This window comes from Psychrobacter aestuarii, from assembly GCF_904846035.1.
Classification (GTDB): Bacteria; Pseudomonadota; Gammaproteobacteria; order Pseudomonadales; family Moraxellaceae; genus Psychrobacter; species Psychrobacter aestuarii.
This window is the reverse complement of the sequence record NZ_CAJGYT010000001.1, coordinates 1,991,854-2,006,842: the sequence shown is the minus strand read 5'-3', so window position 1 is coordinate 2,006,842 and position 14,989 is coordinate 1,991,854. Positions and strand designations below refer to the sequence as shown.

At 47.8% G+C, this 14,989-nt stretch carries 18 protein-coding genes and 1 tRNA gene; 9 read left to right on the top strand and 10 right to left on the bottom strand.

Translation table 11 applies throughout. The annotated features are described in order from the left end of the window. Nucleotides 1-20 precede the first annotated feature (20 nt). The 7 genes from tssE to JMW05_RS08485 form a co-directional block, all read right to left on the bottom strand. The gene (gene tssE / locus JMW05_RS08515; RefSeq protein WP_201504875.1) at nucleotides 21-500 is read right to left on the bottom strand and encodes a type VI secretion system baseplate subunit TssE; all 480 of its coding nucleotides are present in this window, start codon (nucleotides 498-500) and stop codon (nucleotides 21-23) included. Nucleotides 501-575: 75 nt separating this feature from the next. Further along, nucleotides 576-1,079: an Hcp family type VI secretion system effector gene (locus JMW05_RS08510; protein ID WP_199507656.1), complete on the bottom strand. Its 504-nt coding sequence runs from the start codon at nucleotides 1,077-1,079 to the stop codon at nucleotides 576-578. A gap of 37 nt (nucleotides 1,080-1,116) precedes the next feature. Beyond that, nucleotides 1,117-2,589: a type VI secretion system contractile sheath large subunit gene (gene tssC / locus JMW05_RS08505; protein WP_201504874.1), complete on the bottom strand. Its 1,473-nt coding sequence runs from the start codon at nucleotides 2,587-2,589 to the stop codon at nucleotides 1,117-1,119. A gap of 7 nt (nucleotides 2,590-2,596) precedes the next feature. Next, nucleotides 2,597-3,106: a type VI secretion system contractile sheath small subunit gene (tssB, locus tag JMW05_RS08500; protein WP_201504873.1), complete on the bottom strand. Its 510-nt coding sequence runs from the start codon at nucleotides 3,104-3,106 to the stop codon at nucleotides 2,597-2,599. A gap of 48 nt (nucleotides 3,107-3,154) precedes the next feature. Continuing rightward, on the bottom strand, nucleotides 3,155-3,844 hold the full coding sequence (locus tag JMW05_RS08495; RefSeq protein ID WP_201504872.1) for a tetratricopeptide repeat protein: 690 nt from the start codon (nucleotides 3,842-3,844) through the stop codon (nucleotides 3,155-3,157). Between the two features lie 52 nt (nucleotides 3,845-3,896). Continuing rightward, nucleotides 3,897-4,328 (bottom strand): tetratricopeptide repeat protein, encoded by a 432-nt coding sequence (locus JMW05_RS08490; RefSeq protein WP_201504871.1) that lies wholly within the window; start codon nucleotides 4,326-4,328, stop codon nucleotides 3,897-3,899. A gap of 647 nt (nucleotides 4,329-4,975) precedes the next feature. After that, a tRNA-Gly gene (locus tag JMW05_RS08485) sits at nucleotides 4,976-5,050 on the bottom strand. Nucleotides 5,051-5,466: 416 nt separating this feature from the next. On the opposite strand from JMW05_RS08485, the gene JMW05_RS08480 reads away from it, so the two are divergent. The 4 genes from JMW05_RS08480 (at nucleotide 5,467) to JMW05_RS08465 (ending at nucleotide 7,803) form a co-directional block, all read left to right on the top strand. Beyond that, entirely contained in the window at nucleotides 5,467-6,279 is an 813-nt protein-coding gene (locus JMW05_RS08480; RefSeq protein WP_201504870.1) for a M48 family metallopeptidase, read from the top strand. Nucleotides 6,280-6,503: 224 nt separating this feature from the next. Continuing rightward, complete coding sequence (locus tag JMW05_RS08475; RefSeq protein WP_201504869.1) at nucleotides 6,504-6,839, top strand: BolA family protein; 336 nt, start codon at nucleotides 6,504-6,506, stop codon at nucleotides 6,837-6,839. A gap of 49 nt (nucleotides 6,840-6,888) precedes the next feature. After that, nucleotides 6,889-7,248: a SirB2 family protein gene (locus tag JMW05_RS08470; RefSeq protein ID WP_201504868.1), complete on the top strand. Its 360-nt coding sequence runs from the start codon at nucleotides 6,889-6,891 to the stop codon at nucleotides 7,246-7,248. 156 nt (nucleotides 7,249-7,404) lie between these two features. Further along, entirely contained in the window at nucleotides 7,405-7,803 is a 399-nt protein-coding gene (locus JMW05_RS08465) for a hypothetical protein (RefSeq protein WP_201504867.1), read from the top strand. Between the two features lie 19 nt (nucleotides 7,804-7,822). Here the strand turns inward: JMW05_RS08465 and trxC are convergent, their stop codons facing one another. Next, nucleotides 7,823-8,260 (bottom strand): thioredoxin TrxC, encoded by a 438-nt coding sequence (gene trxC / locus JMW05_RS08460; protein ID WP_201504866.1) that lies wholly within the window; start codon nucleotides 8,258-8,260, stop codon nucleotides 7,823-7,825. Between the two features lie 166 nt (nucleotides 8,261-8,426). Next, complete coding sequence (locus tag JMW05_RS08455) at nucleotides 8,427-9,308, bottom strand: MBL fold metallo-hydrolase (protein WP_201504865.1); 882 nt, start codon at nucleotides 9,306-9,308, stop codon at nucleotides 8,427-8,429. A gap of 233 nt (nucleotides 9,309-9,541) precedes the next feature. On the opposite strand from JMW05_RS08455, the gene JMW05_RS08450 reads away from it, so the two are divergent. The 5 genes from JMW05_RS08450 (at nucleotide 9,542) to JMW05_RS08430 (ending at nucleotide 13,219) form a co-directional block, all read left to right on the top strand. After that, a complete protein-coding gene (locus JMW05_RS08450; RefSeq protein WP_320158759.1) occupies nucleotides 9,542-9,952 on the top strand; it encodes an ArsR/SmtB family transcription factor in 411 nt (136 codons plus the stop codon). A 74-nt stretch (nucleotides 9,953-10,026) separates the two neighbouring features. Further along, a complete protein-coding gene (locus tag JMW05_RS08445) occupies nucleotides 10,027-11,745 on the top strand; it encodes a SulP family inorganic anion transporter (RefSeq protein ID WP_201504864.1) in 1,719 nt (572 codons plus the stop codon). Between the two features lie 94 nt (nucleotides 11,746-11,839). Further along, nucleotides 11,840-12,166 carry a beta-lactamase hydrolase domain-containing protein gene (locus JMW05_RS08440; RefSeq protein WP_201504863.1) on the top strand — a complete coding sequence of 109 codons (327 nt, stop codon included), beginning with the start codon at nucleotides 11,840-11,842 and terminating at the stop codon, nucleotides 12,164-12,166. Nucleotides 12,167-12,252: 86 nt separating this feature from the next. Then, a complete protein-coding gene (locus tag JMW05_RS08435) occupies nucleotides 12,253-12,585 on the top strand; it encodes a TIGR01244 family sulfur transferase (RefSeq protein ID WP_201504862.1) in 333 nt (110 codons plus the stop codon). 196 nt (nucleotides 12,586-12,781) lie between these two features. Next, complete coding sequence (locus JMW05_RS08430) at nucleotides 12,782-13,219, top strand: hypothetical protein (RefSeq protein ID WP_201504861.1); 438 nt, start codon at nucleotides 12,782-12,784, stop codon at nucleotides 13,217-13,219. Nucleotides 13,220-13,399: 180 nt separating this feature from the next. Here JMW05_RS08430 and JMW05_RS08425 read toward each other — a convergent pair whose 3' ends face one another. After that, entirely contained in the window at nucleotides 13,400-14,848 is a 1,449-nt protein-coding gene (locus tag JMW05_RS08425) for an alanine/glycine:cation symporter family protein (protein WP_201504860.1), read from the bottom strand. Nucleotides 14,849-14,989: the final 141 nt, after the last annotated feature.

The following is a 14,989-nucleotide window of genomic DNA, read 5'->3' as shown; positions in this document are numbered from 1 at the left end:
ACGACAGCTGTCTTAAAAAACTACATAATCTCGTAACGCTGGGTGCTTGGCTCAAAATAAGCATCAAAGCTCACCAGCTCTTGCGAGGGATATACTTTTAATAGCGCATCAATAGAAAAGCACAGCTGATTCACCTCAGCGGCGCCAATATCAAGGCTGACTTTGACGTTTTTCAAACGGCTGTCTTGTAGTTCGACCGTACGCGCAATTTGACGGCAAATATAATCGCAATCATTAGGATTGGCGCTGCTTAACCCTACAAAATCCAAAATGCCAAAGTTCAAAATAGAGCCTTCAATATGCTCATAACCTGCGACATTTTTATCAAACACTGCACGGGTATTGAGTAGATATTCTAAATCTTTGGCGACCGACGCCTTGAGCTCTTCTAGGTTTAAGCGTCTGACCAGCATGTCTTCAGCAGCGACGCGCGGCTTATCATCGAATAGCAAATCGAATAAATTGGGTCGAAAACCAATTGCTTGTTTACCAAAGCTCATCGCGCACCTACCTAAATCAGAAAAAAGAAAGGCTTGTTTCCAAACCCTTCTTTTTTGTTTAACCCATCATATCCATTACGCGGTATACGTTGGGGTGTTGTTGGCCAATGACCATTTTTTGGTGACTGCGCCTTTTGCAGTACCGTTAATGTCTTGCTGAGTGTAAGTCCACTCAACCGCAGCGTACTTTAGACCAATCTCTTCAGTCGGTACGCCTTCTGCTTGTACTGATGGCTCAACGTGTGAAATCAGTGCATGCTTGAGTTTTACTTCAAGATATTTCACGCGCTTGTCGCCGTTGGCACGGTAAAAGTCAATCTGTACTTCATCAAAAGTATAACCCGCTGAACACGCTTCCCACAGTTTTGGACTGGTTGAATCCAAATCTTTTAGGAAAGTCATATCGGCGTGTTCACAGCGCTCTGAGGTGTGACCACCAACGCTACTGGCAGTGGCTGATTTTGGCTGACGAATCAGGTGATCCCATGTGTTTACTTCAAGCCAGCCTTTGTGCTCGCTGTCACGTGACTCGCCGTCAACCTTGTATTTACCACGGAACTGAATATAAATATCTTTCATTAAAAACCCTTAAAAATAAAAAAGTAAGATAACTTGATTAGCCATTTGCTTGTGGTAACTGCGTTACCAAGCGCAAAGAAACCGACAGCTCATCAAGTTGGAAATGCGGTCTTAAAAAGACCACCGACTTGTAGACACCTGGTTTACCAGGTACTTCTACAACTTGTACCGAAGCTTCACGCAGTGGATATTGCGCTTTGGCTTCTTGAGAGGCGCCATCATCAAGCAATACATAACGAGAAATCCAATCGTTCAAGAACGTCTCGACATTACCAGCAGACAAGAAGCTGCCGACTTTATCGCGCATCATGGCTTTTAAGTAGTGAGCAATACGCGAGACCGCCATGATGTACTGAAGCTGAGTTGACAGTACCGCGTTGGCATTGGCGTCATCGTTTTGATAGGTTTTGGCTTTTTGCGCAGACTGCGCGCCAAAGAATGCCGCGTAGTTGGTATTTTTACAGTGAACTAATGGGATAAAGCCTAAATCACTCAGCTCTTTTTCACGGCGATCAGTGATAGAGATTTCTGTTGGGCATTTTAGTGCCAAGTCGCCTTCATCGGTTTTAAAGGTATACACAGGCAGACCTTCGACCAAACCACCACCCTCAACACCACGAATCGCGGCACACCAGCGGTAATCTGAAAAGGCTTCGGTCAATCGTGAGGCAAAGGCATACGCGGCATTGATCCATAGATACTCGCTATGGTCTGCACCCGATACCGACTCTACAAAGTTAAAGCCATCAACAACCGTACCGTCTTTTGGATTGTACGGCAGACGACCTAAAAAACGCGGCACAGTCAGCGCCACATATCTTGAGTCTTCTGACTGTCTAAACGCGCGCCAGCGGATGTATTCTGCAGTCTCAAAAATCTTGGACAAATCGCGTGGACGACCAATATCGGTGAACGAGTCTAAGCCAAACATCTCTGAAGACGCCGCTGAGATAAAGGGCGCATGCGCAGCTGCAGCAACGTGTGACAGCTGCTCCAGCAAATACATATCTGCATTTTGGCGGGTAAACTCAAAGTCACCAATCAACGCGGCATACGGTTCACCACCGAAGCTACCAAATTCTTCTTCGTAGATTTTTTTGAACAACGTACTTTGGTCAAAGTCGATAGACGATTGAAAATCTTTGGTCAGCTCACGCTTGGTGGTGTTAAGCATGCGAATTTTTAGCATCGACTCAGACGGCGTTTGGCTGCATAGGTAATGCAGCCCGCGCCAGCTAGATTCCATCTTTTGAAATTCAGGCGCGTGCATGATGGTACTGAGCTGTTCTGAAATCAGCGCATCAATCTCAGCAATACGAGTATCAATAGAAGCTGCCAAATTGTCAGACATGACCACTGTACCTTGCATCACTTCATGGGCAAGCTCAGAGATTTGACTTTTCGCGCGGTCTTTTTCTTCAGTCGATTTAGCAATATTACTTTGGGTCACGATATCGTCTAAGATGTCGTATTGCTCTTCTGCCATCGGCAATTGCTGTGCTAAGCTCATGGGTCATTTACTCCTGATTGGCGGTGCTGGTCTTTGCCATTTGTTTGACCTGCTCAGTGTTGTTCAGCACGTCTTCTAGCAAATCTTCAAGCTTTTCATTGGCTGAGATTTTATTGCGGATATCTGCCAGTCTGTCGCGGGCTTCAACCAATTGACGTAGTGGCTCAACTTGCTTGGCAATCGACTCAGGACGAAAATCATCAATACTGTTAAATGCCAAATCAACCGCAAATTCGCCGCGCTTTTCGCTAATTTTGTTGTCAACTTTAAAGGTTGCGCGTGGTGCGAGTCCTGACATCACCTCATCAAAGGTGTCTAAATCAATTTCAACGAACTTTTTATCTTTTAGCTTTGGCTGTTCAAGAGTTGAGTCACCAGAGAACTCCCCCATCACACCAACCACAAAAGGAATTTCTTTGGTCTCAATTGCATCACCAATCTCGACGTCATAGGTCAAGTGCACGCGCGGCGCACGGACTTTAGAGAGCTTTTTTTGGATACTGTCTTGCTTTGCCATAATCTACTACCTAACGTTAATCATGATAAAAGGTAACCCCTGTACAGCTCAGCGTACAGATTTAAAGGGGTCTCTTGGAGCACTGCTTACTTTACTGGCTGGGCGTTTTGGCGCGGTTACTGTAGGACTTTTGCGTCTTACTTTAGGCGCGACATACCTAGCTCGAGCTGGCGATTTTTTGTAAGTTGTTGCTGGGCGCGCAGTTTTGGCACGTTTTGGTGCGCGATAACTTCTAACTGTTCGGCGTGGCTTTGGTAGTGACTCATCGTAGTTAAACTGATAAATATTGCCATAGGTTTTGCTAAGGGCGTTTTGGTAGTCTTTCACAAAACCCGCATCTGCCTCAGTAATACCGACGGTATATCCTTCTTGTATTTGTGCTTCGGCAAGACTGACACTGTCATTGAGCAAGATTTTTTTGATAGTGGGGGCTTCGCTGCCCAGCGCCTCTGCTTCACCCGCGGCATATAGTGCCTCAGATAAATAACCATATTGATGATAGGTCTGCGCCAGTGTCTCCCACACACGTAGATTGTCTGGATTTTCTGTAATATACGCATTTAACTGAGTAACCAAACGCTCAACATCTTCATTGCCTAAAGATGATGTTTCTAGCGATACTGACGCAGTATCTTCCGCTGACAATTCAGCGTTGTCCTCAGCATGACCCAGCTGAAACGGCAGTACCAATATCAACGCCATTAAGGCTTTACGATATATAGAGTATGTATGTGTCATGTCGATATTCTTTTGATTGATGTTTTGACCCTATGCCTCATAACAGAAGTCACTAAGAGGCATTAATCAAACTGGTGATGGTGGTTAAACCTTCTTTGATGTCATCTTTGTCAGAATCAGTGATCAGCGCCTCATCGTGATAGATGGCACTGTTTTGTTGCGCGATGCGAATGGTAGAGAGGAGCACAATCTTGCGTGCTTCTGTGGTGTTTGGCTCTATGTATAAGGCTTCGTTAGCGGCACGCAGCGCACGAGTATAGTCATTGGCCTCAAAATACGTCTTAGCACTTTGTAGCCAAATATCCGCTGTGAGCTCTGTTTCCTCATCCACCATATCAGACACCAAATGATCAGCACTAAGAATAGGGAGACTGACTCGCGTTGATATAGGTGTGGCACTACTGCCTTTACCCGTTGTGTCACAGGCCGATAGCACGGCCGACAATGTCAGTACAGCAGTTACTGCGATGGTACGTAGTATCATTATAGTTACCCAATGACGGACAAAAGACAAATAAGTAATTATGGATAGAGGCTGTATCGAAATTTCACTGAATAAAATAACGAACATTATTTCCATATAATGAAGAAAAGATTATACATATAGCTAACAAAATTTCAATAAAAATATTTATTTTTCAATCTACTTATAAGTTTTTCTTAACAAAATTACTCTATAACCCTTTATTACTAAGTAATTAATCAATTATTCATTAAAAAGCACCAAAGAGTGTGACTTCGTACTTATCATAATAGTCAACAAATTATATTAATAAGGTAGATTTTTGTTTTAAAAAACCCTTATATAAATACGGATTTATTTTCATTAACTAGAAAATATGTTTGTTTTTTATCTATAGATGGCGGGCATGATGCCTACAGGCAATAAAAAAGCCCATCATAGCTGATGGGCTTTGGCGAGGTTATATATGTAACCTAGAAATAGAATGACGTCTGTATTCACGAAGGCGAAAGCGAAAGCGAAAGCGAAAGCGAAAGCGAAAGCGAAAGCGAAAGCGAAAGCGAAAGCGAAATTTAAACCTAGCTCTCAATAGCTAGCAAGAGCAAATCATTAAAAAAATAATAGACATAAAAAAAGCCCCACAAATACTGTGAGGCTTTTTTAGAATTTGGAGCGGGATAAGAGATTCGAACTCTCGACCCCAACCTTGGCAAGGTTGTGCTCTACCACTGAGCTAATCCCGCATAGTTCAAGTCGGTCTGTGGTGTTTGACGTTTGGCTAAGCGATGCGCCGTTGCCTTACTGTCTGTGCCGTCTTGATAGGTTGGCTATTATAGAGAATTTAATTTTACTGTCAACACCTTTTCTCAAAGTTTTTTAAAATATTTCGGCGATTTTTGCCAAGTATTTGATAAAAATATAATTATTGGCAGCACTTTTTTTATCTTTTTAAACCCATTGGCGGCGGCTAAGTACCAGATAGGTAGTTAAGGGTGAAAATATTGCTGAAAGTAGGTATACACTTACAATCGCACGCAGTAATGTTACGGTTTACTTCTTGGTTTTTATACGTCTGTCTCTTTATACTTTTTATCATTAGCGCAGGGTGTTATTTATTCGGCACTGCGTCTGTTTTGATAGATTTATTGTGAGGATGATTATGAAAAAGTTACTAACGACAGCGTTACTGGCAACGTCCGTATCAGCGATGGGACTGACGGGTTGCACCAGTACGACCAATACAGGCGCAGTCGGCGTTGACCGTAACCAGCTGCTACTGGTATCGAGCGAGCAGGTGCTACAGATGTCAGCACAGAGCTACGCCGAGAGTATTCAAAAAGCACGCGCGCAGGGTGTCCTTGATACCGATGCCGCACAGCTAAACCGCCTAAAGCGTATCGCTAATCGTTTGGTAGCGCAAGTGGGCATCTATCGCCCTGATGCGGCAAAATGGAACTGGGAAGTTCATACCATCAAATCAAACCAGCTCAACGCCTTTGTGATGCCTGGTGGTAAAGTGATGTTTTATTCAGGCATTATCAATCGCTTGAACCTGACCGATAACGAGATTGCCGCGATTATGGGGCATGAGATGGCGCACGCGCTGCGTGAGCATGCGCGCGAGCGTCTGTCACGTCAGTATGCGACACAAACGGGTATCGGTCTGGCTGCCAGCGTGTTTGGGCTGTCACAAAACCAAGCGCAGCTTGCCAATATCGCAGGCGATGTCGGTATCAGTCGTCCGCACAGCCGTACTCAAGAGAGTGAAGCTGACCAGATGGGTCTTGAGCTGATGGCACGCGCAGGCTACAACCCTGAAGCCGCCATTACGCTATGGCAAAAAATGCAGCGCGCTGAGAGCGGCGAGCCACCACAATTTTTGAGCACCCACCCGAACAGCAACAGCCGTATCGCACAGCTACAAAGCCTCATGCCAAAAGTACGTCCACTGTATCAGCAAGCGATTCGCTAATACGGTCTTGTTAAGATGACAGGGCTATGTATTTGGCTTGATGAGCAGGTTTAATAATAAAAGCGCTTATGTTTATAGGCGCTTTTTTGTGCATGAGCGTTCTGCATGGCTGTTGTCGCGCGTTTATCACTTGACCGACTCTGGGTCATTGGCACCATTATTTTCTGTGTGTGCGCTTCGGCTTTGTTATAATCGGGCAGACATTTTTTTGTGAGGAAGACGCCATGTATGACGCCACCACTGCTCCAGTCCATGCCGCTTTACTTAACGCTTTGACGGTATTAGCGCCGCAGCATATTGAGCTGATTAATGAGTCGATGAATCATTCGGGCTATTTTGAGGGCAAAGAGAGCCATTTTAAGCTGACCATCGTCAGTGATGCGTTTGCCGGTAAGCGCTTGGTTGCGCGCCATCAGCAGATTTATGCGTTGGTTGCGCCGTTATTGACCGCGCAAGGCGGCTCGGTACACGCGCTGGCGATTCATGCCTACACGCCTGATGAGTGGCAAGGACAAAGCCCTGACAGCCCGCTATGCGCGAGCAAACGCCAAGCGCAATAACCGTTTTATCATTTGCTAATAAAAACACACCGAACCTAGGATAAGGGTTATGAAGCACTTACACATGTTGATGGCAGTATTGATCATCATCTTGTTTTTGTACCAAAGCTATTTGGCAATCAGTGCCAATAAACGTGCGCCAAAAGCGATAAAAATCGGCACGCATATTTTGTATGCGCTACTGATACTCTCTGGTGGCTGGATGCTGATGCAACTGATGAGCGTGGGTGCGCCCGTGCAATGGGTGATGGCAAAGATTGTCTTGCTGGTCGCTGCCATCAGTGCGAGTATCAAAGCCTTTAACCCGCAAGCGACCGCCGCGCAAACCAAAGCAGGCGTCTTTATCGCGGGCGTGGCGTATATCGGCATCGTGATGCTCGCCTTTATTAAGCCTGATAACTTTTTTTAAAACAGCGTTGAAACGGTGCTATTTACAATGCTTCGTTAAAAATAAAGCGAGCAAACAGGCTACAGCAAAATCACAGAAGGCGCGTGCCATCTTTGCTATGCTGATGGTCTGTTTAAATGAAAAACGCCATCAATGATACAAAGCAAAGGAGGCAATATGAAAGCATGGTTAGCCACTGGTGTGCTGCTGCTCGGCGGCGTGGGTCTGACAGGGTGCGCCTCGACAGGTCACATCGCGCCGCAATACGTCTCCCCTGCGCAGTATCAACCGTACGACTGTCAGACACTCGCCAACGAATACACCCGCGTGGAGCGCTATATTGATGGCGCGCGCCGTGAGCACAGCACCCTTGCGGCATCAGGTGTGGGCGTGGGTATTTCGGCAGGGCGTTGGGGCATCTCGCCCAACATCAGCCTTGGTGTCGGTCAAAGCAACAACACCCGCGCGCGTGATGCCAAACTTGCCCGCCTCTATGGTGAGCGTGATGCACTGATTCAATCGGCACGCGCGAAGGGTTGTAACTTCGCCAGCAATCTAAAACTGTACGGTGAATAAAATCTGCCAGCCATTCAGGTTATGCAGGTAACGAGCGCACCCACTGCATGATTTGCGCGGTGGACAGTGCGCCTGACTGGCGTGCGATAACTTGCCCGCTTTTAAAGGCGACCATCGTCGGTAAGCTACGGATATTGAATGGGGCGGCGGCTTGCTCGTAGCGGTCGGTTTGTAGCTTGGCAAACACCACGTTTGGCATTTGATTTGCCGCTTCTTTAAATTGCGGCGCCATCATTAAACACGGCTGACACCAGCTCGCCCAAAAATCGACCACGGTCAGCACGTCATTTTTTTGCGTGACTTTGGCGACATTGGTATCCGTTAAGTCCTGCACCTCCCCCGTCAGTAGCCCTTGTCCGCATTTGCCACATTTTGGCGCGTCTTGCAGGCGCTCGATGGGCAGACGGTTGGTGGCATTACAGTGGGTACAGACGATATGCTGAGACGGTGCACTCATAGTCGATTTCCTTTTTACGATGATTTATTGGTATTTATAGACCAAGCCTGCTGCTTATCAGACAGGCTTTTTTTATGCGTGGTGCCCTTTGTCTTAGCATGACCCAGCTTGGCGATTTTGGTCAGTGCGGATTTGGTAAACGCGGTATTTATAACAAAAAACCGCCTTAGTGGACGCTCACGCCCAAGACATTGAGCGGTACTTTTAGGTAGCGCACGCCATTGTCTTCTGGCTCAGGTAACGCCCCTGCGTCAATGTTGATTTGCACCGACGGGATAATCAAGCGCGGCATTGCTAAGGTGGCGTCACGGCGCTCGCGCATCTGTACAAACTCCGCTTCGCTGATGCCGTCTTTGACGTGGATGTTGCCTTGTTTTTGTGCGCGCACGGTGGTGGTTGGGCAGTGCTTGCGCCCTTGGGCAGGATAGTCGTGGCACAGGTACATGATGGTGTCTTCGTTGAGTGCCAAGAGCTTGTGAATCGAGCGGTACAAGGTCGCGGCGTCACCGCCTGGGAAGTCACAGCGCGCTGTGCCCACATCAGGCGCGAACAAGGTGTCACCGACGAAAACGGCGTGCTTATCGCTATCGGTCGCCACATACGCCATGTCCGCAGGGGTATGCCCTGGCACGTGCATGGCAGTAATCTTAATATCACCGAGCATCAAGGTACTGCCCTCATCGGTCAAAATATCAAACTGGCTGGCGTCGGTGCGAAAACTGCTGTCAAAGTTATAAATCTCTTTGAATATCTTTTGTACGTCGCTGATGTATTTGCCAATCACCAGCTTGCCGCCCAGCGCGTCTTTCACCGCCATCGCGCCTGAGACGTGGTCAGCGTGCGCGTGCGTCTCGATGATATAGGTGAGCGTCCAGTTTTGCTCTTTGACAAAATCAATCACTTCATCCAAAGACTGCGTGCTGGTGTGCCCCGATTTGGCATCGAAATCGAGCACAGGGTCAATAATGGCGCACTGCCCCGCTTCGACATCCGCGAGTACGTGCGTGTAAGTCTCGGTGTCTGCGTGTAAAAATGAATGTACTTGCATAATAGTCGCCCTTTATGAGTAAGACCGTGGCATAAAATTCGCGTTGATTGGCAGCGCTGGTGTATGGCTCTACCTTAGCAATCTGTTTTCATTATATCAATTTATATAATGTAAATAAATATAACTTGATATCACTGTGTAGATGCCTGATAATAATGGGCGTATCATTTGGCAGCGTGCGCTTGTCGCTGCCTTATTGTTGATGCTTTATTCGTTATTTTTTGGATGCGCTTATGACCACAAAGACGCCAACCCCGCCCCATACGGCATCGTCTGAAGATGCCAACACCACCGTAGAGATGACCGCGCCATTCGCCAGTCAAGTCGATGCCGAAGCCTTGACCACGCATATGCAGTCGGCATCCAAACAAGCCAGCCAGCTGCTCAAGTCCTTGTCCCACCCTGACCGCTTATTGCTGCTGTGTCAGCTGACGCAGGGCGAGTACTGCGTAAGTGAGCTTGAGGCACAGGTCGGCATTGGTCAGCCGAGTCTGTCACAGCAGCTGGGCATTTTGCGTAAAGACAAGCTGGTCAGCACCCGCCGCGCAGGCAAGCAGATTTATTACCGTATCGCAAGCGACGATGCGATGGCGATCTTGGCGCTGTTGTACGAGCGCTTTTGTGCCAAAACACCCGCTTCGTAAGCCTTTTTTTAACCCACGGCATAACGCATTCGTACGAATGAGCGACCATCAACGCACAACAAGGTGAACTCGGCATGCGCACAGCGCTGGATTGGCTACCCACATGGATACGCCACTATACGCTCAAATCCTTACCGACCGACGTGGTGGCGGGTATCGTGGTCGGTATCTTGGTCATTCCGCAGAGTCTTGGCTATGCGGTGCTCGCAGGGCTACCGCCTGTCTATGGGTTGTACGCGGCGATTGTCCCTGTGCTGGTGTATGCGTGGCTCGGCTCAAGCAATGTGCAGGCGGTCGGACCTGTGGCAATTACCGCGATTATGACCGCGAGCAGCCTACACAGCTTTGCCGATGACGGCAGCGCGCAATATGCGTTAATGGCAAGTTTGCTCGCGGCGATGGTCGGTACGCTGCTATTTATCGCAGGGCGCTTGCGGTTGGGCTGGATTATGCAGTTTATCAGTCGCGGGGTGTCGGCAGGCTTTGTCAGTGGGGCGGCGGTCTTAATCTTTGTCAGTCAGATTAAGTATGTGACGCACATTCCCATCTCAGGCGATAACTTGATTGGCTATTTGACCACAATGCAGCAGCATCTCACCGACTGGCATTTGCTGACGCTGATTATCGGTGGGCTGTCTTTTCTTTTATTAGTCATCAACCGCTATGCATCGCATTGGGTGTGGCGTCCACTATTGTCAGCATCGGCGGCAAAATGGGCGGAGCGCTTGTTTCCGCTGGTCTTGTTAATCATTGCCACCGCGCTCAGCATGGTATTGGGCTGGTCACAAAAGGGGGTGTCGGTCATTGGCGTGATACCTGAGGGCTTGCCTGCCTTTACCGTGCCTTATTTCCCTGATTTTCATGATGTGTTAGTGCTGCTGCCGAGCGCAGGACTGATGGCGCTGATTGTCTTTGTGTCCAGCAGCTCGGTCGCCAGCACGTATGCGCGCTTGCGTAACGAGCCGTTTGATGCCAACCGTGAGCTGACAGGCTTGGGACTGGCAAACATCGCAGGCGGCGTGTTCCAAAGCTTTGCGGTTGCGGGCGGCTTTTCGCGTACCGCAATCAATGTCGATTCGGGCGCAAGAACCCCGCTTGCCAGCTTTGTCACGGTGCTGGTAATGATTGGCGCGCTGATTGCTTTTGGGCAATTGCTTGCGCCCCTGCCCTATGCGCTGCTTGGCGCGACCATTATGGCGTCGATTATTGGTCTGATTGATGTGGCGACGCTGCGTTCAGCATGGCAGCGCGACCGCTTGGATGCGGCGAGCTTTTTGGCGGCGTTTATTGGCGTATTAGCCTTTGGGCTAAATACAGGGCTTGTCATCGGGCTGATGGTGTCCTTTGCCAGCCTGATTTGGCAATCGAGTCACCCGCATGTCGCTATCGTCGGTGAGCTGCCAGACACGGGACATTTTCGTAATATCCATCGCCACAGCGTGCGCACCTTTGAGCACATGATTCTATTGCGCGTCGATGAGAGCTTGTTTTTTGGCAATAGCGAATCGGTGCATCGGCACATTGTCGATGCCATGCGCGCCTATCCCAAGGCGACCGAAATCGTGCTGATTATGGCGGCGGTCAACCATATTGATTTGACCGCGCAAGAGATGCTTATCAAACTCAACCAAGAGCTGATGGCGCAAGACAAGCGCTTGCACTTTAGTTTTATTAAAGGTCCTGTGATGGATGTCATCGGCAATACGCCCATCATTACCGAGCTGTCAGGGTACGTCTATCTGAGCACGGTCGATGCCGTGCATGCGCTGAGTACCGAGCATAAAGAGACGTGATAGTTAAAGTTTTACTATATTCCTTTAGGGCAATATTCTCGCAGCCCTTATTCTGTTATTATATTGCTTTATAGCAATAATACGATGAAGCGTTATGAGTGACGATATCACCCTCTACCGACAGATTTACCCCAGTCAATGTGCGCCACTAAAAGCGCTTGGGTACCAAAGCATTATGAATGTGCGCCCTGATGATGAGGCGCCTGAGCAGCCGAGCAGTGCGCAAATTGCCGATGCGGCTAAAGAGGCAGGACTGAGCTATTATCACTTGCCTGTACGCTATCAAAGCATCAGCAAAGAGGCAGTGCAGCAGTTCGCCGACTATTACAAAGTCGCGCCCAAGCCGATATTTATGTGCTGTGCCACAGGCGCACGCGCCAAAAAACTGTATCAAATCGCCTGCGTACAAGGACTATTGTAACGCGGCTATCCATGCTACTGTAACGCCAGTATTTAGCGGCGCGCATGCCGCCTGTACCGAACACATACCATAATAAGGAGAAACGCATGAGCCACAATATCCATATCACCGGTCAAATCAGCCCAGAACAAGTACCGATGATTGCTGAAAATGGCTTTAAAACCATCATCAATAACCGTCCTGATGGCGAGTCTCCCGACCAGCCAACCAGCGCTGAGATTGCCGCGGCATGTGAAGCAGCGGGCATCGCTTATAAAGAGATTTCGTTCTCAGGTAACGGCTTGACGCAGCAGCATGTCGAAGATTTTGCTGATTATTTCAATCAAGCCGAGCAGCCAATGCTAATTTTTTGCCGTACAGGCAACCGCTCAACAGGCATTTATGAAGCGGCAAAACAGATGGATTTATTAGACGACTAATACGCCTTTGAACGCGTCAATAATTGCCACATACCACGATAAGCTGCGCCCGTCCAAAATTTGGATGGGCGTTTTTTTGTCTGGTATATGGCAAAACGCATGCAAATAGCGTGATACAGTCAGTTTTTTAATCATTCATATTGTGAACGTTAATAATTATAGCTCAGCCAATTAATAAAAAGTTGCGAGGACAATGATGAAATACATCAAACACGTTAAGGAGTCTTGCGGCGTCCGTAGTTGGAATTTTTCGCACTACTACGATGAAGTCGTGCCCGAGCTACTTAAACGTAGAGAGGATTTGAGCGCCATCTTATCAAGTGATTTAAACGGCATAGATAATCGAGAAAAAACGCTTAATAAGGGTGTTATCAAGACGATTTATTGTGATTTGGAAAATGAAAAAATATCGTTGACGATTGAGCAAAGACAAGGCAAAGCATTAATAGAACTCATCTATTCTGAGATTATAAATTTTAATATTGATTGCTGGATATTACCAATCACCATCATGGCGCATGAAGTAGACGTTACTCCTGATAGTGATGTCGTACACTCATTGTTCTTATTGGGCGGCACGGCTATGGTGTTTGAATGTAAAAACATAGTGCTGAACTATAAGCCTATTGAGTAAGTCACCGTTCAGGCTCTAAGTAGATACCTTAAAAAATATGATGCAAAACACGCATCATCCCAGAAGACGAAGCGGGTGAGATAGTTTCGGTATTGGGAGTTTTGACAAGCCAATAGTAGTTGCCATAAAAAAACCACTTTAGCTGAGCCAAAGTGGTTTTTTAAACGAGTCAGATAACGATTACTGCTTTTGTTCTAACGCTTCTTGTACGGCTTTTTTGCCCCATGCGCTCAGATCAAGATCCAGCTTTTCGTACTCTTGCGCATCAAACAACGGCTCTTCGATGCCTGCTTTTAGCTGACCTGCAAAGTCGTCCAGTAGACGCTTGGCACGCGGGAACAGCATGATGAGTGCCAGTAAGTTGGCAAGCGCCAGTACGCCCATCAACGGATCCGCGAAGAAGAATACAGCGGTTGCCGTCGGCGCTACTGCGCCCAAGAACAAGATGGCAATCACAACCACGCGCAATACCAAGGTTGCCATTTTGATGTTCTTTTTGACCAAGAAGTTAATGGCATTTTCACCCATGTAGTAGTTGTACATGATTGAGCTTAGTGCAAACAGCAATAGCGAGATGGTCAACACATACTGCGACCAGTCACCCAGCTGAGCGGTCAGCGCTTGCTGCGCGAGTACAATGCCATCGACTTCTGCACCTGGCTGATACACGCCGCTCAGCAATACCATAAACGCAGTCGCGCTACACACAACGATGGTATCAATAAATACCGACAGTGACTGCGAGATACCTTGGCTCACAGGGTGTGTGGCATACGCGGTGGCTGCGATGTTCGGTGCAGAACCCAGACCTGCCTCATTCGAGAACAAGCCACGCTTCATGCCCTGCTCAATCGCCACACCGATACCACCACCGACGACAGACTCGATGCCAAACGCGTTTTTGACAATCAGTGCCATCAAGGCAGGCAATTCAGTAATGTTAAGCGCGATGATAATCACCGCCATGCTCAGATAGATGAGTGCCATCACAGGAATGACCACGTCGGCGACTTTTGCGATGCGCTGAATACCGCCAAAGACGATAAAGCCGCCCGCAACCACCAGTACCGCACCTGAAATCCAGCGATCAATACCAAAGCTTTCTAATGCAGAACCTGCCACCGTGTTGCCTTGGAACGCCACAAAGCCAATCGAGAAAGACAGGAGTAAAGAAATGGCATAAATGACCGCAAGCCAACGATAGTCTTTGCCCAAACCATGCAAGATGTAGCTGGCAGGACCACCACGGAAGTTACCGTCAGGGTCTCTGCGCTTATACACCTGAGCCAAGCTACACTCAACGATACTGGTCATCATGCCGATGAGCGCGACCACCCACATCCAAAAAACCGCACCAGGACCACCTAAAGAAATCGCAACAGCCACACCTGCAATGTTACCACCGCCGACGCGTCCACCGATTGAGACGAGCAATGCCTGACGGGCAGAGATACCGTCGTCGCCGACCTCATCGGTCCTAAACACACGGAACATGCGCTTAAAATATCTAAACTGAGCGAACTTGCCCACAATCGTGAACAGCAACCCGAAAATAATCAGCATAGGCACGAGCGCCCAGCCCCACGTTAAATCGCCGACTTGGGCGAAAAAAGTCTCAATATATCCCATACCTAATTTCCTTATATTACATGGTATTACAATAGGCTTTGCCGAGCGCATTATCGCATCATAAAGATAAATTTGTAACGTAAATGCAGATTTTGTAACATAAATGATGGCTTTTTTTTGAAAAAATTGCTGTATTTATCA

Bases quoted from the DNA above. Each gene is read 5' to 3' on its own strand.
- tssE (WP_201504875.1), bottom strand. From the start codon at position 500: ATGAGCTTTGGTAAACAAGCAATTGGTTTTCGACCCAATTTATTCGAT.
- JMW05_RS08510 (WP_199507656.1), bottom strand. From the start codon at position 1,079: ATGAAAGATATTTATATTCAGTTCCGTGGTAAATACAAGGTTGACGGC.
- tssC (WP_201504874.1), bottom strand. From the start codon at position 2,589: ATGAGCTTAGCACAGCAATTGCCGATGGCAGAAGAGCAATACGACATC.
- tssB (WP_201504873.1), bottom strand. From the start codon at position 3,106: ATGGCAAAGCAAGACAGTATCCAAAAAAAGCTCTCTAAAGTCCGTGCG.
- JMW05_RS08495 (WP_201504872.1), bottom strand. From the start codon at position 3,844: ATGACACATACATACTCTATATATCGTAAAGCCTTAATGGCGTTGATA.
- JMW05_RS08490 (WP_201504871.1), bottom strand. From the start codon at position 4,328: ATGATACTACGTACCATCGCAGTAACTGCTGTACTGACATTGTCGGCC.
- JMW05_RS08480 (WP_201504870.1), top strand. From the start codon at position 5,467: ATGAAAAAGTTACTAACGACAGCGTTACTGGCAACGTCCGTATCAGCG.
- JMW05_RS08475 (WP_201504869.1), top strand. From the start codon at position 6,504: ATGTATGACGCCACCACTGCTCCAGTCCATGCCGCTTTACTTAACGCT.
- JMW05_RS08470 (WP_201504868.1), top strand. From the start codon at position 6,889: ATGAAGCACTTACACATGTTGATGGCAGTATTGATCATCATCTTGTTT.
- JMW05_RS08465 (WP_201504867.1), top strand. From the start codon at position 7,405: ATGAAAGCATGGTTAGCCACTGGTGTGCTGCTGCTCGGCGGCGTGGGT.
- trxC (WP_201504866.1), bottom strand. From the start codon at position 8,260: ATGAGTGCACCGTCTCAGCATATCGTCTGTACCCACTGTAATGCCACC.
- JMW05_RS08455 (WP_201504865.1), bottom strand. From the start codon at position 9,308: ATGCAAGTACATTCATTTTTACACGCAGACACCGAGACTTACACGCAC.
- JMW05_RS08450 (WP_320158759.1), top strand. From the start codon at position 9,542: ATGACCACAAAGACGCCAACCCCGCCCCATACGGCATCGTCTGAAGAT.
- JMW05_RS08445 (WP_201504864.1), top strand. From the start codon at position 10,027: ATGCGCACAGCGCTGGATTGGCTACCCACATGGATACGCCACTATACG.
- JMW05_RS08440 (WP_201504863.1), top strand. From the start codon at position 11,840: ATGAGTGACGATATCACCCTCTACCGACAGATTTACCCCAGTCAATGT.
- JMW05_RS08435 (WP_201504862.1), top strand. From the start codon at position 12,253: ATGAGCCACAATATCCATATCACCGGTCAAATCAGCCCAGAACAAGTA.
- JMW05_RS08430 (WP_201504861.1), top strand. From the start codon at position 12,782: ATGAAATACATCAAACACGTTAAGGAGTCTTGCGGCGTCCGTAGTTGG.
- JMW05_RS08425 (WP_201504860.1), bottom strand. From the start codon at position 14,848: ATGGGATATATTGAGACTTTTTTCGCCCAAGTCGGCGATTTAACGTGG.